18 protein-coding genes and 1 pseudogene are annotated in these 16,775 nt (G+C 59.9%); 7 read left to right on the top strand and 12 right to left on the bottom strand.

Annotated elements, in window-relative coordinates:
* The first annotated feature begins 2 nt into the window (after nucleotides 1–2).
* Entirely contained in the window at nucleotides 3–677 is a 675-nt protein-coding gene (locus PPUTUW4_RS10315) for a DUF3313 domain-containing protein (protein ID WP_015094579.1), read from the top strand.
* Nucleotides 678–824: 147 nt separating this feature from the next.
* Here the strand turns inward: PPUTUW4_RS10315 and ligD are convergent, their stop codons facing one another.
* The gene (gene ligD / locus PPUTUW4_RS10310; RefSeq protein WP_083884547.1) at nucleotides 825–2,837 is read right to left on the bottom strand and encodes a DNA ligase D; all 2,013 of its coding nucleotides are present in this window, start codon (nucleotides 2,835–2,837) and stop codon (nucleotides 825–827) included.
* Between the two features lie 612 nt (nucleotides 2,838–3,449).
* Here ligD and PPUTUW4_RS10305 point away from each other — a divergent pair.
* Complete coding sequence (locus PPUTUW4_RS10305; RefSeq protein WP_015094578.1) at nucleotides 3,450–4,391, top strand: IS110 family transposase; 942 nt, start codon at nucleotides 3,450–3,452, stop codon at nucleotides 4,389–4,391.
* 372 nt (nucleotides 4,392–4,763) lie between these two features.
* Here PPUTUW4_RS10305 and PPUTUW4_RS10300 read toward each other — a convergent pair whose 3' ends face one another.
* The gene (locus PPUTUW4_RS10300; protein WP_015094577.1) at nucleotides 4,764–5,492 is read right to left on the bottom strand and encodes a tellurite resistance TerB family protein; all 729 of its coding nucleotides are present in this window, start codon (nucleotides 5,490–5,492) and stop codon (nucleotides 4,764–4,766) included.
* A gap of 255 nt (nucleotides 5,493–5,747) precedes the next feature.
* Here PPUTUW4_RS10300 and pcsA point away from each other — a divergent pair, with 255 nt between their 5' ends.
* Both pcsA and PPUTUW4_RS10290 read left to right on the top strand, forming a co-directional pair.
* Nucleotides 5,748–6,470 (top strand): phosphatidylcholine synthase, encoded by a 723-nt coding sequence (gene pcsA, locus PPUTUW4_RS10295; RefSeq protein ID WP_015094576.1) that lies wholly within the window; start codon nucleotides 5,748–5,750, stop codon nucleotides 6,468–6,470.
* 2 nt (nucleotides 6,471–6,472) lie between these two features.
* Entirely contained in the window at nucleotides 6,473–6,859 is a 387-nt protein-coding gene (locus PPUTUW4_RS10290; protein WP_015094575.1) for a DUF488 family protein, read from the top strand.
* A gap of 179 nt (nucleotides 6,860–7,038) precedes the next feature.
* Here PPUTUW4_RS10290 and PPUTUW4_RS10285 read toward each other — a convergent pair whose 3' ends face one another.
* The 6 genes and pseudogenes from PPUTUW4_RS10285 to PPUTUW4_RS10265 form a co-directional block, all read right to left on the bottom strand.
* Nucleotides 7,039–7,428: a hypothetical protein gene (locus PPUTUW4_RS10285; protein WP_015094574.1), complete on the bottom strand. Its 390-nt coding sequence runs from the start codon at nucleotides 7,426–7,428 to the stop codon at nucleotides 7,039–7,041.
* The gene (locus PPUTUW4_RS10280) at nucleotides 7,425–7,904 is read right to left on the bottom strand and encodes a hypothetical protein (RefSeq protein ID WP_041474826.1); all 480 of its coding nucleotides are present in this window, start codon (nucleotides 7,902–7,904) and stop codon (nucleotides 7,425–7,427) included. The genes PPUTUW4_RS10285 and PPUTUW4_RS10280 overlap by 4 nt, the downstream gene beginning before the upstream one ends.
* Before the next feature lie 4 nt (nucleotides 7,905–7,908).
* Nucleotides 7,909–8,298: a hypothetical protein gene (locus PPUTUW4_RS10275; protein ID WP_015094572.1), complete on the bottom strand. Its 390-nt coding sequence runs from the start codon at nucleotides 8,296–8,298 to the stop codon at nucleotides 7,909–7,911.
* On the bottom strand, nucleotides 8,295–9,254 hold the full coding sequence (locus PPUTUW4_RS10270; protein ID WP_343228947.1) for a hypothetical protein: 960 nt from the start codon (nucleotides 9,252–9,254) through the stop codon (nucleotides 8,295–8,297). The genes PPUTUW4_RS10275 and PPUTUW4_RS10270 overlap by 4 nt, the downstream gene beginning before the upstream one ends.
* A 297-nt stretch (nucleotides 9,255–9,551) precedes the next feature.
* Nucleotides 9,552–9,623: pseudogene (locus PPUTUW4_RS30610) on the bottom strand (PAAR domain-containing protein); the annotation flags it as partial.
* A gap of 77 nt (nucleotides 9,624–9,700) precedes the next feature.
* Nucleotides 9,701–10,198 (bottom strand): hypothetical protein, encoded by a 498-nt coding sequence (locus PPUTUW4_RS10265; protein WP_015094570.1) that lies wholly within the window; start codon nucleotides 10,196–10,198, stop codon nucleotides 9,701–9,703.
* A 587-nt stretch (nucleotides 10,199–10,785) separates the two neighbouring features.
* Here PPUTUW4_RS10265 and PPUTUW4_RS10260 point away from each other — a divergent pair.
* On the top strand, nucleotides 10,786–11,148 hold the full coding sequence (locus PPUTUW4_RS10260) for a DUF6124 family protein (RefSeq protein WP_015094569.1): 363 nt from the start codon (nucleotides 10,786–10,788) through the stop codon (nucleotides 11,146–11,148).
* A gap of 227 nt (nucleotides 11,149–11,375) precedes the next feature.
* Here the strand turns inward: PPUTUW4_RS10260 and PPUTUW4_RS10255 are convergent, their stop codons facing one another.
* The 3 genes from PPUTUW4_RS10255 to PPUTUW4_RS10245 all read right to left on the bottom strand — a co-directional run bounded on the left by PPUTUW4_RS10255 (nucleotide 11,376) and on the right by PPUTUW4_RS10245 (nucleotide 13,744).
* Nucleotides 11,376–12,512, bottom strand: coding sequence for an IS3 family transposase (locus tag PPUTUW4_RS10255; RefSeq protein WP_015092973.1), 1,137 nt, complete (start codon nucleotides 12,510–12,512; stop codon nucleotides 11,376–11,378).
* A 105-nt stretch (nucleotides 12,513–12,617) separates the two neighbouring features.
* Entirely contained in the window at nucleotides 12,618–13,430 is an 813-nt protein-coding gene (locus PPUTUW4_RS10250; RefSeq protein ID WP_015094568.1) for a class I SAM-dependent methyltransferase, read from the bottom strand.
* Nucleotides 13,431–13,474: 44 nt separating this feature from the next.
* Complete coding sequence (locus PPUTUW4_RS10245; protein ID WP_015094567.1) at nucleotides 13,475–13,744, bottom strand: DUF4242 domain-containing protein; 270 nt, start codon at nucleotides 13,742–13,744, stop codon at nucleotides 13,475–13,477.
* 178 nt (nucleotides 13,745–13,922) lie between these two features.
* Between PPUTUW4_RS10245 and PPUTUW4_RS10240 the strand changes: the two genes are divergently transcribed.
* The gene (locus PPUTUW4_RS10240; protein WP_015094566.1) at nucleotides 13,923–14,900 is read left to right on the top strand and encodes an AraC family transcriptional regulator; all 978 of its coding nucleotides are present in this window, start codon (nucleotides 13,923–13,925) and stop codon (nucleotides 14,898–14,900) included.
* A 75-nt stretch (nucleotides 14,901–14,975) separates the two neighbouring features.
* On the top strand, nucleotides 14,976–15,437 hold the full coding sequence (locus tag PPUTUW4_RS10235) for a GNAT family N-acetyltransferase (protein WP_015094565.1): 462 nt from the start codon (nucleotides 14,976–14,978) through the stop codon (nucleotides 15,435–15,437).
* A gap of 17 nt (nucleotides 15,438–15,454) precedes the next feature.
* Here PPUTUW4_RS10235 and PPUTUW4_RS10230 read toward each other — a convergent pair whose 3' ends face one another.
* Complete coding sequence (locus PPUTUW4_RS10230; RefSeq protein ID WP_015094564.1) at nucleotides 15,455–16,672, bottom strand: cytochrome c biogenesis protein DipZ; 1,218 nt, start codon at nucleotides 16,670–16,672, stop codon at nucleotides 15,455–15,457.
* Nucleotides 16,673–16,775: the final 103 nt, after the last annotated feature.

Below are 16,775 nucleotides of genomic sequence, written 5' to 3'. Positions count from 1 at the left end.
CTATGAATCTGTCCCGAAAACTGCTGGTCGGCGCTGCGCTGGCAAGTCTGTTGCTAGGCGGTTGCACCTCGAAAGTGACTGAGAAGGAGCAGTACTCAGGCTTCCTGTCCAACTACAACAACCTGCAGGAAGTCGAAACGCCGAGCGGTGGCACCGCGATGCGCTGGGTCAGCCCTTCGTGGAACCCCAATGCCTATGACACCGTGGTGTTCAACAAGCTGGAGCTGTACCCGGCGCCCAAACCCGATGAGCGGGTCAACCAGCAGACGCTGACCGACATTCAGAACTACATGACCAGTAAGGCCAAGGCCACGCTGGGTCAGCGGTACCGTGTCGTGTCGTCCCCCTCAGCCGCTCCGGCGGGCTCCCGGCCCCTGATCATGCGCGCGGCAATTACCGGGGTGAACGCCGAGAACGAAGGCATGAAGTGGTACGAAGTGGTCCCCATCGCGGCTGTAGTCGGGGCAACCCAGGCAGCCACCGGTCACCGTGACCAGGACACCACCCTGTTCATCGAAGCCGAGTTCATCGACGCGAAGAGCAATCAGACCGTGGCCAAAGTGGTGCGCAAGGTGTTTGGCACTACCCTGGAAAATGAAAGCCAGAAGATTACCGCCAAGGACTTCAAGGCGGCGATCGACAAACTGGGTACCGACTTCCAGGCGTTCCTCAAGTAACACCCCGCCCTTGTGGCGAGCGAGCTTGCTCGCGCCGGGCTGCGTAGCGGCCCCATGACTGTCGGCAACGACGTGTTGTGCGACTGCTGCGCAGTCGAGCGGGAGCAAGCTCCCTCGCCACATGAGGTTCCTTCCTGATCCTTGCGGTCACTTCTTCATCCCCACCCGCCGGCGCATTTCGGCAGTGATCGCCTGCCGTGTCTTGCGCATGTCCGCCCAGGGCTCATCGCCGACTTCAGCCAGGCGTTCAAGTGCGTTGTGCAGGTTCCACTGATTGCCGCCCTTGAGCTCGGCAACCTCTTGGCGAAAGATCGGCATCGACACCGGCAGGCCCTCACGGGTGCGGACGGCGTAGGCGCAGATGGTGGTCGCGCCCAGCCCGTTGCGCAGGTAATCGATGAAGATCCGTCCGACCCGGTTCTTCGGTCCCGACACCGCCGAAAAACGCTCGGGCAACAGCCTGGCCATGTGGCTGACAATGGCATGGCTGAAGTCCTTGACCTCATCCCAGCCGAGCTTGCGGGTCAGCGGTACCACCACATGGATGCCCTTGCCGCCGCTGGTTTTCAGAAACGCCTTGAGCCCCAGCTCATCCAGCACCGACAGCGTCAACTCAGTGGCCTCGATCATGCGTTTCCATGGCAGCGCCGGGTCCGGGTCAAGGTCGAGGACAAAACGGTCCGGCTTGTCGAAGTTGGCCGACGTGGCGTTCCAGGTATGCAACTCCACGGTGCTCATCTGCACCGCGCCAATCAGCGCCTCGGCATTGTTGATCAGCATCATCGGCTGACCGGTGAGCTGCTTGTCCAGCGTGGCGATGCCGGGGATCGCCAGGTGCTCGGCATTCTTCTGGAAAAACATCTCGCCCGCGATACCGTCCGGTGCACGCACTAGCGCCACCGGGCGATCCTTGAGTTCGGGCAGGATCCACTCGGCGACACTCGCGTAGTACTGCGCCAGTTGCAGTTTGGTGGTGCCGCTGCCGGGGTCGATCACCCGGTCCGGGTGAGTGATGCGCACCTGCCCCGCTTCCAGGCCGATTTGCGAGGGTGCGGGGTCGGGCTTCTTTTGCCTGGAAGCGGTTTTTTTCGCAGTGGAGGTTTTCACGGTGTTCGCGCGCTCCTCGGTGATGTCGTGTGCCGGTTTGTCATTGCGCAGGCCATGGAACACGGCATGGCGCACTGAACCATTCCGGGTCATTTCAGCGAATGCCACTTCTGCCAGCAGCTTGGGTTTGAGCCAATGCACATCCCTGGCCTCGGCACCGCCGGGTGGATTGACCACCGACGGTTTTTTCACCTGCAACGGCTTGAGCTGCTCATGGAGGCTGCGCAGCGTCGCCTCATTGAACCCGGTGCCGACTTTGCCGGCATAGCGCAAATCGCCAGTGTCGCGGTCATGCAGCCCCAGCAGCAGCGCGCCGAAGGCATGGCGCGAGCCTTTCGGCTCGGTGAATCCGACGATGACGAACTCCTGCCGATGCTGGCATTTGAGCTTGATCCAGTCGCTACTGCGCCGGGAGACATAGGGCGACCCAAGACGCTTGCCGATCAAGCCTTCCATGCGCATCCGGCAGGCGCTGTCGAACAAGGCTTGCGGCTCCTCGCCAAACGACTGGGAGAAGCGCAGCAGCGGCTGGTCATTGGCCTTGAGCACAGTCGCCAGCGCCGCCCGACGTTCTTCGACCGGCACTTCGCGCAAGTCCACGCCATTGAGGTACGGCAGGTCGAACAGGTAGTAGAGAATGCCGTCGCTGCGCTGCGCCTCGAAGGCGTTTTGCAGCGCCTGAAAGTCCGGCACACCCTGGTCGTCGGCCACCACCATTTCACCATCGAGCCACGCCGATTCCAGGCCAAGCGCGACCAGGGCCTGGGCCTGTCCTGGCAGTTTGTGGGTCCAGTCGTGGCCATTGCGGGTGATCAGCCTGACGTCGCCGTGGTCGATGCGAGCCATGATCCGGTAGCCGTCGAACTTGATTTCGTAACTCCACGAGCCGTCCGGGACCCTGTCCACCAGCGTCGCCAATTGCGGCTTGAGCAGATCCGGCAACCTGGCTTTGCGGGCGCCGGTCAGTGGCGATGATTTTTCCTTGCTCGAGCGCTTGGCGGCTGGCTCGCCAGTCGCCGAAAAATCGCGCCTGTCATCGAGGTTGCGGGGCATGGCTCACCTGCTTCGCGCCAGGACGTCGGATGCAAACGTCTCTTAACCAAGCAGAGCCGGCGAGCGGCGCAATAATTCAATCGGCGTTGAAAAGCCCCGGACGGACGGGCTTGTGGCGCGGGGTGCGGCCGCGCTCCCACAATGACTTTCAGAGCACACAGCCTCTGCGCTCGGCGCGGATCAACCTGTGGGAGCGAGCTTGCTCGCGATGGCGGTGGGTCAGGCGCCAAGGATGTTGGCTGTGCCGGCCTCATCGCGAGCAAGCTCGCTCCCACAGGGATTTTCAGCGCACGCAGTATCTGCGTTCGGCGCGGACCAACCTGTGGGAGCGAGCCTGCTCGCGAAGCGGTGTGTCAGGCACCAAGGATGTTGACTGTGCCGGCCTCATCGCGAGCAGGCTCGCTTGTATGGTAGGACTTGAAGGGAGGAGGAGGGACAAGGCTCGATTCTGACTGTTGACGCAGTACAGACCGTGGGAGATATCGCCCCTCCTCCTTTCACCCAAGCGCCGATAAAGAATGCATCTGGCTAGACCGACGATAGGAACAAGCCTGCGCCTCTGGGTGAGCCCTTCAAGTGCTCAAACCTTATCCCGGAGGAAATCCTGTGGCAATGCCGGTCTCTCTATCAAAACCGATCGTGGGTGTGGATGTCGCCAAGAATGAACTGGTGATTTATCAGTCTGATGGTGATTTGCTTGAAGAGATTGCCAACACCAAAACATCCATCAAGCAGTGGCTGAAGGCGTTGTCGGGGACGGTGGCTATTGCCATTGAGGCGACCAACATCTACCACCTGGACTTCGCTGATCTGGCCTATGAGGCCGGTTGCACGATTTACATGGTGGGAGGCTATGAACTCAAACATTATCGCGAAGGCGTGAAAATCCGCGCCAAAACCGACGCACTGGATGCCAAGCTACTGGCTCGTTACCTGAAGAACGAAGCCGAGGAGTTGCGTCCTTGGACCCCGCCCTCACCGCTGTACCGCCAGCTCCTGAGCCTTTTCCGCCGTCGCGCAGCCTTGGTCCAGGCCAGGGTCGGCCTGGTGCAGAGCTGGTCGAATGAGCCGCTGCTCAAGGCGGCTTTTGCCGAGCAAGTGAAGTCCATGCAGCAGCTTGAGACGCTGATCGAAAAGACGATCAACGATCAGCTCAAAGAAGCCGGTTTGCTCGGTCAATTGAAGCGCCGCCTGAAAGTTGAGGGTATTGGTTTTTTGACTGGGGCCCGCTTGATAACCGCATTTCAGCGAGGGGATTTTAGAAACGCGGATGCATTTATCGCCTTCCTGGGCATGGATTTACGGGTGGCGAAATCAGGACAGAAGGACGCTCGCCGCAGTTTGACCAAGCGCGGTGACCCCGAGGCCCGCCGACTTCTGCACAATGCAGCGATGTCGGCTAGCCGTACGAAAGCCTGGAAAGGGTATTACGAAGAACAAAGAACTCGGGGGTTCAGCACCACTCAGGCGTTGGTGATGCTGGCTCGCAAGCTTGCTCGGGTGGTATTCGCCTTGCTGAAAGGGCAAAGCGAATATCAGCCAAAAGCCAGTTGAGGGCTTTCCCTCAACCATAGAATCTCCCACAATGACTTTCAGAGCACACAGCCTCTGCGCTCGGCGCGGATCAACCTGTGGGAGCGAGCTTGCTCGCGATGGCGGTGGGTCAGGCGCCAAGGATGTTGGCTGTGCCGGCCTCATCGCGAGCAAGCTCGCTCCCACAGGGATTTTCAGCGCACGCAGTATCTGCGTTCGGCGCGGACCAACCTGTGGGAGCGAGCCTGCTCGCGAAGCGGTGTGTCAGGCACCAAGGATGTTGACTGTGCCGGCCTCATCGCGAGCAATCTCGCTCCCACAATGATTTTCAGCGCACACAGCCTCTGCGCTCGGCGCGGATCAACCTGTGGGAGCGAGGTTGCTCGCGAAGCTTTAGGCAGTACGCCTGGCCTGCTGCTCCAGATGCAATTGCAACTCTGGCTCGATCTGCAATGCCGCGGCCAGTTCATCCAGATAGTTGCGCTCGGCGTCCTGTTGGTCGTCGACCAGCATCACGCTGGCCAGGTACATCTCCGAGGCCATGCCGGGGTCGGTGGCCGACTGCGCGACGTCACTGGCGTCCAGCGGCTTGGCGACTTCATCATCCAGCCATTGCTGCAATTGCGGATCGTCGGTGTGACGGCCGATTTCAGTGCTGATCATCTGCTTTTCGGACTCATCGATCCGGCCATCGGCCTTGGCCGCGGCAATCAATGCCCGCAGGATCGCATGGCTGTGTTCCTCGGCTTCCGGGCCGGCCAGCAAGTCCACGGTGCGCGGCGCCTCCTGCGGTGCCGACGCCTGGCTGCGTTGCCAGGCCTGGTACGCCTGGAACGCCATCATGCCGAGGGACGCCAGCGCCGCATAATTGGTGCCGCCACCGGAGCGGCTTTGGGGTGCGCCGCCCATCGGCGAACCGCCGCCCAGCAAACCACCGAGCAAACCGCCCAACCCTGCACCACCGCCACCCGCACCAGCACCGGCGCCACCGCCCAACAACCCGCCGAGCAATCCGCCCAGGTCGCCGAGCCCGCCCTGGGCCGACGCGCCACTGCCCCTCTGTTGCGCCATCGAGCCCTGGCCGGCGCGCAATAACTGTTCGAGCAGATCGCTGGTGTTCATGACGCTTGTCCTCTTGGAAAGAGTTCTATCCAGACAGGCAACGATAGACCTCGCAGACGAATGTGCCAGCGCCGTTGGGCCGACGCACCCGCATCACTGCGGATTGTCCGGGGTATTTTTTTAGCACGGCTAAGATTGATAGGTGGTGAACCTTATCCGCGGATACCCGGTCGATACCTGCAACCCGACCCGGTTGCCACCGCCCCCTTACGCGGGGCGTCAACTGGCTTGCTTCATTCACTGGAGAACGCCCCTGTGATTTCAACCCTGTACATCGCCAGACTCAAAGCATGGGGCGCCCATGGTTTTACGGCCACCGGCGTGGTCACCGCTTTCCTCGCCACGCTGTCCCTGCTGGATAACCAGCCGACCCATTGCCTGCTTTGGCTGGGTGTCGCACTGATCGTAGACGGACTGGACGGCGCACTGGCGCGCAAGGTCAACGTGCAGTCGGTGTTGCCGAGCTTCGATGGCTCGATCCTCGACCTGGTGATCGATTACCTGACGTATGTGTTTATCCCGGCGCTGTTCATCTATCGCTATATCCCGTTGCCGGACTACACCCTGTTGCTGAGCGTGTCGCTGATTCTGGTGTCGTCGCTGTTCTGCTTCTGCAATGTCAACATGAAGAGCAAGGACAACTATTTCCAGGGCTTCCCCGCCGCCTGGAACGTGGTTGCCCTGTGTCTGTACATCATCGCCCCGTCGCCGTGGATCACCTTCCTGACCATCATTGGCCTGGCCCTGCTGACCGTGACCCGGATGAAATTCCTGCACCCGTTCCGCGTGCGCCGGTTCATGCCGATCAACATTGCGGTGACGGCCATCTGGTTGCTGTGCAGCTTGTCGCTGGTGCTCAACCATCCAGTGATCAACCCGATGGTGATGGGACTCTGGCTGCTGATGTCGGCGTATTTCCTCGGTATCTGCTTCTGGCGCACGGCGCTGGAGTGGTTCGACGAATCGCGGCTCAAGTAGCCATGGCAGTCCATATCGTTCAACTGGGTTCGCCGCGTCGCCCCGACGAAGGCTTGCGCCTGGGCACGGTGCGCCGCCCTCCCCGTGGTGTACCGAAAGCCGAATTCGCCAGCCGGGATTTCTATGATGTCTGGCAGCCCTTGCTGTCACCCAGCGCGGAACTGGTGGCCGAGGCCAAGGCTGCGCAGGATGCCAAGGCCTGGGAGGTGTTCCGGCGCAAGTTCAAGGCCGAGATGAACCAGCCCGCCGCCAGCCAGATGCTGGACCTGCTGGCCGCGCTGTCTCACAGCACGTCCCTGGCCGTGGGCTGTTATTGCGAGGATGAGGCGCATTGTCATCGGTCGGTGTTGCGCGAGTTGCTGGAGGCGCGGGGGGCAGAAGTGATTTAAATGCCAAGACCACCACACAATCCCTGTGGGAGCGAGCTTGCTCGCGATGGCGGTCTTCCAGTCGCAGATGCTCTGACTGATACACCGCCATCGCGATCAGCCCCAAACAAAAACAGCACCTTTCGGTGCCGTTTTTGCGTCTTTTGCTTCAATGACAACCTGGAGATTCGCCCATCGCGTTATCTGAGTTCGAGTAGCACGTAGGTAATGGCCATCCAAATCAGGGTAGCGATCGTCATCACCACGTTGATCATCAGAAGACGCTTCAGCCGAGGTGGGAAGTTTTCGATATCGCCTGGGTCCACATCACCGAGGCGTATATATGCCCTCGGTCGCACTACCATCCCGGCAATTTTAGTAATCAGTACAAATCCCCCAAACCAGCCCTGCCCGCGCCATCCAGGGCCCCAAATGAAAATGTAGCGACTGTTTTTCAAGGCCTCCATCATGGCGTCCAGATGGCGGCGGCTCAGGTATAAGCAGTAAGCGATGTTCACAGCGCCCAGCATAATTGGACCGCCAGCAACAATAATTGCAATCCACGGATTCCAAGTACCGATGCTGGTCATGGCTGTGTTACTTCAAATATTTTCTCACCTATGAACTCGCCCCCCATGCTACCTGCTTCTGTCCCCACCCATGCGCTAATCCCTACCAAGGCCCCACCGCAGATAACACCACCTATTACCGTCGTAACTCCAAGTGCAAGGCAAATAGTGCCACTAATCAAAGGAGCTCCTGCTCCACCCGCTATCCCACCAATGGTCGACCCAACAAATTTCCCTCCTTCAGTAAATTTGACCTTCTCACAAGCGGTTCCAGAGTCACCAACACAAACTTCTTGAATAGCCAGCAACGACGAAACTCCACCAATACCAATCCCTATGTACCCCCCCGCCTGCATGTACTTCGCGGCCCGACTGGTCGCATCCACATGGGTCGCATAACCCGGTATCTGCCCTGGCGCACCGGCTTTGTCCCAGTGGTGCACCATACTGCGGCTGAAGATGCCGAGTATCGTTTTTAGCTTGGGGGGATCGCCCATAAACCTACTCAAATTTCATCAGCACATATCCTGCTAATGCCCAAGTTGCGCTACCAAAAAGCATCACCGCGTCGATTTGCAGAAGTCGTTTGAGATGAGGAGGGAAGTTTGCGACATCGATAGGGTCCACATCTCCAATGCGGATATACGCCCTCGGCCACATCATCATGCCGGCAATCTTGCTAATCAATATGAAGCCCCCAAACCAACCCTGATTCCGCAGGCCCGGCCCCCAAATGTAGATGTAGCGACTGTTCTGCAAGGCCTCCAACATGGAATCCAGATGATGACGGCTCAGATACAGAGTAAATGCAATACTTACACAGCCCAGCAAGATTGGGCCGGCCAGAAGCCAGAAAGCAAACCAAGACGACCAAAAATCCTCACTCATCATGGCTGTGTTTTTTCGTACAAGATCTCACCAACTTTCTCACCGCCTTCACCTAAGCCAGTCGTACCCATCCATGCGCCAATCCCTATCACGGTCGCAACGCAGGCAACCGCACCAACTCCTGTAACCCCAAGCGCCAGGCAGATTGGACCGCTGGCAGATTGGGCTATCCTTGCACCCAGAGCGCCACCAACGGTGGATCCGACAAACTTTCCTGCTTCTGTAAATCGGACCCTCTCGCAAGCCGCTCCAGCGTCACCAACACAAACCTCCTGAACAGCCAGCAACGAAGAAACCCCACCAATCCCAATCCCGATGTACCCGCCCGCCTGCATGTACTTCGCGGCCCGACTGGTCGCATCCACATGGGTCGCATAACCCGGTATCTGCCCCGGCGCACCGGCTTTGTTCCAGTGATGCACCAGACTTCGACTGGAAATGCCGAGGGCCGTCTTCAGTTTGGGGTGATCACCCAAGGTCGTCTGGCCACGCAGGCGAGTGGAGTTCAGCAGGTGGGCATCCAGTTGCGCGAGCAGGCGCTGGCGTTCGGTGAAAAACTGCGGCGATTTGAGATGGCCGTGCTGACGATAGCTGTCCTGATGCAGGCGTTCCATGGCTTGCAGGGTGTCGCGCAGTCGGCTCAGGTGTTTTTCCATCACCACCGCGCTCACGCCCAGCCAGGTCGAGGTCTGGCCGGTAAAACTGGCGATTTGCGCCGCGTGGCGGTACATGAAATCGGCCTCATCTGGCGTCAGGGGGTCGAGTGCGGACTTGACCTGTTGCGCGGCCTGCATCAGCTGCGCTTCCTGGTAGGTGCAGGAGGTGTTGTTCGGGTCGCTCAGTACGATCAGCGAACCGGCCTTGATATCGCCTCGCTCAGGGTTGAGCGCTCGAAACTTGCGCATCACGGCGGCATCAGGCGTGGTGAACAGCGTGGCCTCCAGGGCTTCGCGGGTCATGCTTTTGGGCACCACATAGAAACCCGGCTCTTGAAGCTCCGCGCGGGTGAATATCGCAGACGCTGGAGGGTTGGATGGGGCGAAACCGGACTGATGTGGCGCTGCCGGTTGACTGGTTGCAGCACTGGCAGCGGGTTGCACAACACTCCTGCCCGTTCGCGGTGCGGAGTTAGCACTGCGATAGGTGGCCGTAAACACCGAGGGGATCAATCGGGCTTTGCAGGGACAACCGCTATGGCTGTCCAGCGTGCCCGCCACGGCTTTGCCATGACTGATCATGTACGAAATGCCACCCACGATCTTGTAAGTTTTGCCGTCCTTGCCACAGGTGACCCGATCGCCTTCGCGGGCATGGGCGATGCCGTACATCATGACTCCGGTATGACCATCCAGGACCTTGCCGCCACAGGTGGTCTTGTCATGCAGGCCAATGAAATGTCCTTCGTTCATTGATGTTCTTCCTCCTTGATGGAAGGCAGAAAGTCCTCGACCATCGGCACCCCTTCACGCCCCACTATCAAAAAACCGCCTTGCAAGGTGTTGATGATCTCATCGCCATTGCAAAGACGGCTGCCGACCAGCGCCACATGGCTATTTTCTTGTCCCGCGCCCGTCACGATCTGCGCCGTAGATCCATCTGCGTACACGACGTAATCGCCCTTCTGTGCCGCGCGGACTTCCTGGCCGCTCTCCAATGTGAATACCAAGCGAGCAGTTCCCTGCTGGATCACCCCGCCATCGCGGGTCTGACTGCCTTCGGTTGCGATTCGGTAAATGGAGTGAGCGGGATGAGCGTCCACGTACGCCTGCCCCTGGCGAACAACCGCCAGAGACTCTTCGCAAAACTGCGCAAGTCGTTCTTCAGTGAAGTGGGGGGCATCAAGACTGCAGAGAAACTCAGCGGTGACTTCGTTGGAATATGAGGGGTTCAGGGATGCATTCATTTAAACGTCCTTATTGTCATCGATTGGAGTTGCGTTCCCTCTCGTTTCCGCAGAAACGCTGAGCAGAGAGAATATTGGGCGACGACAAATAAGACGGTGGAACACATGCTGTAAGCAATCCAATGGCGTAGCCAACTGAACGAATAGGAATTTTCGCAATAACCAACAACCCATTTCCTACAGCGATAGTTCCAAAAGTTAATTTTTTTGCGAAGTGGAAGCCCACTCAAAGAAATTTAAACGCACACGTTTAATCGCTTGGAAAATTACTTCTTGAAAGCTACACCACCTTGCGCCGTTGCCTACCGGTGCGACAGAATCCGCCGGCTTGTGCGTCGTGGGCTTGGGTTCTATCGTTTGCCGGTCATTGAAAAATCAGTGATCGGGCTTGGTAGGCCCGTAGCATCGACGCATAGCGTCACCTTTACTGCCCAGTGTCTGGGCGGTGTTTTTATGGTGACCATGCGCAGGGCTCCTTCGGGGGCGCCGGTTCCGATGCCCGGTCTACCAACCTTCGTATGGTCGCCACCCTTCGTTTGGTAGCGAGGCGGTGATGGCTCCTTTTAAATAGCGTCGGAGTTCCATCCATGTTCAAGGTCACACCCAATCCGCCGGAGACCGATCCTCCATCCCCGTACGAAAACGCCGATTCAAAAAAACCTCACGAAGACGCCGAACAAACCCTCGACTATCACCTGAAGCCAGACGTCCCCATCATGGATATTCCGCGCTCGGTCGGCACGATGTTCTTCGTCAACCCAGAGCTCGATACAGAAACCCTGCTGGCCCATGCATGCGAATCGCTGGCTTCGGCCAATGTCATGACCATGGATTTGGCTGATCATACGGAAGGTCCCAGGCGCAACGCCCTACTAGGCATTGCGCAAGTCATCATGCTGGGCGAGCTGGCGGTGAACCGCGCGCTTGACCAACTTGACCCACCTGAGTAACCGCCGCTGCCTTTGGCCGACTCGCTTGATCTGATTTTCCGATCTCCGTTTACAGGAACAGGCACGAACAAAAACGGCACCTTAGGGCGCCGTTTTTTGCGTGTAGGAGCGAGCTTGCTCGCGATGGACTCGAAAACACCGCGCGCATCCAGAAATCACGCGTAATCGTTATCGACCATCGCGAGCAAGCTGAACTGGTCAACTAATTTTGGACACCAGTTACGGTTTCATGCCGCCAGTTTCTCCATAGCTACCGGCGACCGGTAGCCGTTGTAGCTATGGAGCCTGACGTTGTTGTAACGCATCACATAACGCTGCACATCCACCCGCGCCTCATGTTCCGAGCGGTAGCCATCTTCTGGTACCCACTCTGACTTGAGGCTTCCAAAGAAACGCTCCATCGGAGCGTTGTCCCAGCACTCACCTTTGCGACTCATGCTTTGCAGGAGGCCATGTTTGCGCATTTCTTTCCTGAATTTATGACTGGTGTATTGGCAGCCCTGGTCAGAGTGAAACAGCACCTCTTTTGGCCGGCCTCGCAGGTCGACCGCCATCCGCAACGCTTCGCAGGTCAGCGTGGCATCGGAAATCATCGAAAACGACCAGCCCACGATCCTGCGGGCAAACAGATCCAGCACCGCCGCGAAATACATCCAGCGCGTGCCGACTTTGATGTAGGTCACATCGCCGCACCACACTTGGTTAACCGCAGTGACATCAAACTTGCGCTTGAGCACATGCGGCGCCACCAGCGCCTCAACGCCGGAAGATTTGTACTTGTGCCGCCGCCGTTGATGGCTGGCAACACCGGCTTCGCGCATCAAGCTGCGAGCCATATGTCGCCCGACACGATGCCCCTTGGCTTGCAGTTCCTTGGACAGGGTGCGAGACCCTGCGGACGCTCTGGATTCCTTGTGATGCTTGACCAGCACGGCCTTAAGTTTCTCCCGCTCAGGATTCACCTTGCCCTGACGCTGACGCCAGGCGTAAAAGCTGCTGCGGGTGACTCCAAACGCCCGACAGCAATTGTTAACGCCGTACTGCTCGTCCAGCTCATTGATCAGCGAGAATGATCTTTGGAGTCCAAAAGCAGGAGAGCACTGGCCTTTTTTTAGGATTTCAATGTCCAGGTCTTTTTGCCTGAGCAACGCTTTGAGCTGCTGAATCTCCCGCTGATCGGCGGTGATTGCCTTGGCCCCCACCGGGGTCGAACCCAAGCGTTCTTTGCGAACCTGGTCGACCCAACGGCGCAAGGCCGTAGGGCCAATATCCAAACTGGCACAAACATCGGGAACTGACTGGCCCTCGTCCAGCACCATGCTGGCGGCCTTGAGTTTGAACTCACTGGAATAAGATTTACGCATATCCAAACACCTCAGATTTGGGCGCCATCATAGCGCCCGATTGAAGTGTCCAAAATCATTAGGCCAGTTCAAGCTCGCTCCTACAGGGGGGTTATGCGTGACCCTTCACCGCCGCGTAATCACCACCTCCAGGTACTCACTCGGCACCACCAGCGACTTGTCACCCGCCCGGTTCATCCGGTTGATCAGCTCGGTCAGGTCCGCTTCCAGGGCCTTGGCGCCGTCCGCGGGCAGTGCGGCGAAGGCTTTGTGCACCGGTCCGTACCACTGGCGGAAGGTGTCGATGAAATGCGCCGCCGAGCGATAGCGGAAATTGAACGTGCGGCGCGTCACCTGCAGCAGGAAGTCCCGCTCGTCGAAGTGCTCGTGCAGCCAGGCTTCGGTGCCCCAGCGCGAGGGCGGATTCGCTCCCGGCGGCGGTGGCAGGTGCTGGCCCAGGGTCTTGAACATCTGGCCGACGAAGCCTTCCGGTGTCCAGTTGGCCAGGCCGATCCGCCCGCCCGGGCGGCAGACTCGCGCCAGCTCCGCGGCGGCCTTGGGCTGGTCCGGCGTGAACATTACACCGAAAGTGGAAAGCACGGCGTCGAAGCTGGCGTCGGCAAAGGGCAAGGCTTCGGCATCGGCGACCTGGAAAGCGACGTTCAGGCGTTCTGCCCGGGCCCGCTCTTCGCCGCGCTCCAGCAAGGCGGCGACATAGTCGGTGGACGTCACCTTGCAGCCTCGGCGCGCGGCCGCGAGGGTCGCGTTGCCGTTGCCGGCGGCGACGTCGAGCACGCGCTCATCGCACAACAGGTCGCAGGCTTCGGCCAGTTGCTCGCCGACGATTTGCAGGGTGGTGCCGATCACGGCGTAGTCGCCGCTGGCCCAGGAGGCCATTTGACGGTTTTTCAAGGCAGTCAGATCAATGGGTGTACTCATGGAGGTAGTCTCTGGGTTGAAACACGAATCGGGCCTGATCGCGGTTACTCCGCAGTCGTCGGGTCGATGATGTTCATGACCTGGGAAATGCGGTTGGCGGGAAAACCACTGATCCTGGCATGCTCCTGGATCTGCGCCTCGTTCGGCGAGATGTACACGCAGTAGAGCTTGTCACCGGTGACATAGCTCTGCAGCCACTGCACCTCTGGCAACTCACGCAACGCCCGGCAGGACTTTTGCGAAGCGGCTTTCAAATCCCTTTCCGACAGAGCTCCGGCGCCCTGGATCTCACGTTCAATGACGAACTTAGGCATGGCAACCTCTCTTTGTTGTTCTGGATGACAGGGCGGCTCTCACCCTGTGATCAAACTATCGTCCTGACGGGCGCTGGCGTCCTGCCCGATCGTCGCCCAAGCCTGCCCGATCGTCCGGAGATTCCACACGGCGCGCCGACGCGTTCACAATCAGGAATCCTGTCACGGGGAAATCCCTATGGACGCTCTGTCACAGACCCTGCGGGTGGTGCACCTGGTCGGCGCGATCTTCATCAACGCACGGTTCACCGCGCCCTGGTGCTACCAGTCGCCCAGCGCCGACACGGCCGCGCCGTTCCTGGAGCCCGATGCGGAACGAGTGGTGATCTTTCACCTGATCACCGATGGCGAGTGCTACGTCGAGCTGGGCGATGACCCGCCGCTGCTGCTGAGCGCCGGCGACGTGGTGATCTTCCCTCAGGGCGACGCCCATCGCATGTGCTCCCGACCCGGATTGCCCCCGGCCACGGGTGCGCGACTGGATGCGGTGCTGGCACGCCGGCCACGCCAACTGAGCTATGGCGGCGGTGGCGCGGTCACCCGCCTGGTGTGCGGCTACCTGGCGTGCGACACGCGCCTGGCGGGCATGTTGCTCAAGGGCTTGCCACCCGTGGTGCGGGTCAACGTGCGCGGTTCGAGTGCCGGTATCTGGCTGGAATCCTCCGTGCGCTACGCCCTCGCCGAAGCCCGCTCCCCCCGCCCCGGCGGCGAAGGGGTCCTGGCCAAACTCGCCGAAGTGCTGTTCATCGAAGTGCTGCGCCTGTACATGAACGAACAGGGCGAAGGTCGCACCGGCTGGCTGGCCGGTGTACGCGACCGCATCGTCGGCGCCGCCCTCAACGCCTTGCACAAAAAACCCTGCCACGCCTGGACGCTGGACGAACTGGCGCGCACCGCCAGTACTTCAAGATCGGTGTTGGCCGAGCGCTTCCAGCAACTGGTGGGGGTGTCGCCGATGCAGTACCTGACGCAATGGCGGATGTTGCTCGCCGCCAACCTGTTGCGCAGCAGCAACAACTCATTGACGCGCATCGCCGAGGAAGTCGGCTACCAGACCGATACCGCCTTCAGCCGCGCCTTTCGTCGCGAGTTCGGTGCACCGCCGGCGGCGTGGCGACGTGGTCAGGCGGCCTCGAGCCAATTGAGCGGTCACTAAACCAATGGGGGCGACAGTCCTGTCCGAGCCCGCTACTCTCGCTACCCTGCGACTGAACTTGAAAGGACTCATCACATGGCACCCCGCCTGGACTGGCTTGCTCGACATAGGCAGCACAGCAACACATTCGCTTCGTGGATCCACCGGCAGTTCCACTACGAATACGCCGGACAGCCCCTGCCCGACTGGCAACGGGAATTTGCCGAAGGCCAAGACAACGGCGACTGGAAGTGCCTGATCGCCCTCGACCACAACGAACTGTTGGGCGGTGCAGCGCTGGCCAGGGCCGATCTGGCCCATCGCCCGGATCTGGGGCCTTGGCTCGCTTGCGTGTTCATCACTCCCGAGGCACGCAGCAAGGGCTTGGCGGAGCGTTTGATCGAAGGGATTTGCGCGCAAGCCAAAGCCAACGGCGAGAAGAGGATCTACCTGCACACCCAGGACCAGAGCGCTTATTACGCCAGGCGCGGCTGGGTGGTACTGGAGCGTTTTCAGGCATGGGAAAAAGATCAATGGCTCATGGCGCGGGACCTGTGAGCCATTGATCAAACGGTTCAAGCCGCTGGCGCGCTGGCCTTGGCCTCCTCCAGCAATTGCTGGATCACTTTCTCCTGCGTGTCGTAGCTGCCTTCACCGAAGTGGGTGTAACGCACCTGCCCCTTGGCATCGATGATGTAGTGCGCCGGCCAGTACTGGTTGTCGAAGTTGCGCCAGATCGCGTAGTTATTGTCGATCGCCACCGGGTAGGTGATGCCGTATTCCTTCACCTTGTCCCTGACATTGTCGATGATGCGTTCAAAGCCGTATTCAGGCGTGTGCACGCCGATCACCAGCAGTCCGTCCTTTTCATATTTCTTCGCCCAGTCCTTCACGTACGGCAGGGTGCGCTTGCAGTTGATGCAGTCGAAGGTCCAGAAGTCCACCAGCACCACCTTGCCTTTGAGGGCTTCGTTGGTCAGTGCCGGTGAGTTGATCCAGTCCACCGCGCCGGACAACGACGGCATTGCGCCCTGGGCGTTGCCCATGGTGCTGTCGGCCTTGACCTTGCTGACCAGGTAATCGACGACTTTCGGCACGGTCTCCAGCACGTTTTTCTCGACACGGCTGACACCTTCCGATGAAGTGTTGGCCAGCAACAGGTCGTTGGCCCCCGTTGCGATCACCGCCGTACCGGCCAGCACCGCAACCCCCGCGCCCCGGCGCAGCCAGCCAGTGACCGGAATCGACGGTTTCAAGCGATTGACCAGGCCACGCCCGGCAAAGATCAAGACGCCCAGGGACAACGCACTGCCCGCGCCATAGGCCACCAGCAACAGACTGGTACCGGCATTCGCGCCCTGCAGCATGGCGCTGGTGAGAATCACCCCGAGGATCGGCCCGGCGCAGGGTGCCCAGAGCAGCCCGGTAGCGACACCGATCATGATCGACGCCAGCGGCCCGGACATCTTGCGCGAGTCCGGGTCGATGCGATTGCCCAGCAGCACGAAGGGGCGCGCCAGCCAGTCACCGACCCGGGCGGAAATCAGCGACAGGGCGAACAGCACCATCACGAACAGGGCGACGTGTCGGCCGGTGTTGCTGGCCTGTATCACCCACTCACTGCTGACCACCGCCAGGCTGGAGACCAGGGCGAAGGTCAGGACCATGCCGCCGAGGGTCAGCAGGATCGAGGCGCGTGTGCGGTCGGCCCCGGCGAACAAAAATGGCACGACCGGCAGGATGCACGGGCTGAGGACGGTCAATATGCCGCCCAGGAAAGCGATGAGTAACATGGGATCACCTAATACAATTAGAGGGCGACACATAGCCAGTGTGGGAGCGAGCCTGCTCGCGATGGCGTCGGGTCAGGCGACACATCATTGACCGGACAATCGC

This window comes from Pseudomonas sp. UW4, from assembly GCF_000316175.1.
In the GTDB taxonomy this organism is placed as follows: Bacteria; Pseudomonadota; Gammaproteobacteria; order Pseudomonadales; family Pseudomonadaceae; genus Aquipseudomonas; species Aquipseudomonas laurylsulfatiphila.
The sequence above is the reverse complement of the archived record's forward strand: the minus strand, read 5'-3'. Positions and strand labels throughout refer to the sequence as shown.

Coding starts and splice junctions, on each gene's coding strand:
- PPUTUW4_RS10275 (WP_015094572.1), bottom strand. CDS start 8,298: ATGATGAGTGAGGATTTTTGGTCGTCTTGGTTTGCTTTCTGGCTTCTG.
- PPUTUW4_RS10230 (WP_015094564.1), bottom strand. CDS start 16,672: ATGTTACTCATCGCTTTCCTGGGCGGCATATTGACCGTCCTCAGCCCG.
- PPUTUW4_RS10280 (WP_041474826.1), bottom strand. CDS start 7,904: ATGGGCGATCCCCCCAAGCTAAAAACGATACTCGGCATCTTCAGCCGC.
- ligD (WP_083884547.1), bottom strand. CDS start 2,837: ATGCCCCGCAACCTCGATGACAGGCGCGATTTTTCGGCGACTGGCGAG.
- PPUTUW4_RS10265 (WP_015094570.1), bottom strand. CDS start 10,198: ATGAATGCATCCCTGAACCCCTCATATTCCAACGAAGTCACCGCTGAG.
- PPUTUW4_RS10235 (WP_015094565.1), top strand. CDS start 14,976: ATGGCACCCCGCCTGGACTGGCTTGCTCGACATAGGCAGCACAGCAAC.
- PPUTUW4_RS10260 (WP_015094569.1), top strand. CDS start 10,786: ATGTTCAAGGTCACACCCAATCCGCCGGAGACCGATCCTCCATCCCCG.
- PPUTUW4_RS10255 (WP_015092973.1), bottom strand. CDS start 12,512: ATGCGTAAATCTTATTCCAGTGAGTTCAAACTCAAGGCCGCCAGCATG.
- PPUTUW4_RS10240 (WP_015094566.1), top strand. CDS start 13,923: ATGGACGCTCTGTCACAGACCCTGCGGGTGGTGCACCTGGTCGGCGCG.
- PPUTUW4_RS10305 (WP_015094578.1), top strand. CDS start 3,450: ATGCCGGTCTCTCTATCAAAACCGATCGTGGGTGTGGATGTCGCCAAG.
- PPUTUW4_RS10315 (WP_015094579.1), top strand. CDS start 3: ATGAATCTGTCCCGAAAACTGCTGGTCGGCGCTGCGCTGGCAAGTCTG.
- PPUTUW4_RS10250 (WP_015094568.1), bottom strand. CDS start 13,430: ATGAGTACACCCATTGATCTGACTGCCTTGAAAAACCGTCAAATGGCC.
- PPUTUW4_RS10245 (WP_015094567.1), bottom strand. CDS start 13,744: ATGCCTAAGTTCGTCATTGAACGTGAGATCCAGGGCGCCGGAGCTCTG.
- PPUTUW4_RS10285 (WP_015094574.1), bottom strand. CDS start 7,428: ATGACCAGCATCGGTACTTGGAATCCGTGGATTGCAATTATTGTTGCT.
- PPUTUW4_RS10290 (WP_015094575.1), top strand. CDS start 6,473: ATGGCAGTCCATATCGTTCAACTGGGTTCGCCGCGTCGCCCCGACGAA.
- PPUTUW4_RS10270 (WP_343228947.1), bottom strand. CDS start 9,254: ATGACCCGCGAAGCCCTGGAGGCCACGCTGTTCACCACGCCTGATGCC.
- PPUTUW4_RS10300 (WP_015094577.1), bottom strand. CDS start 5,492: ATGAACACCAGCGATCTGCTCGAACAGTTATTGCGCGCCGGCCAGGGC.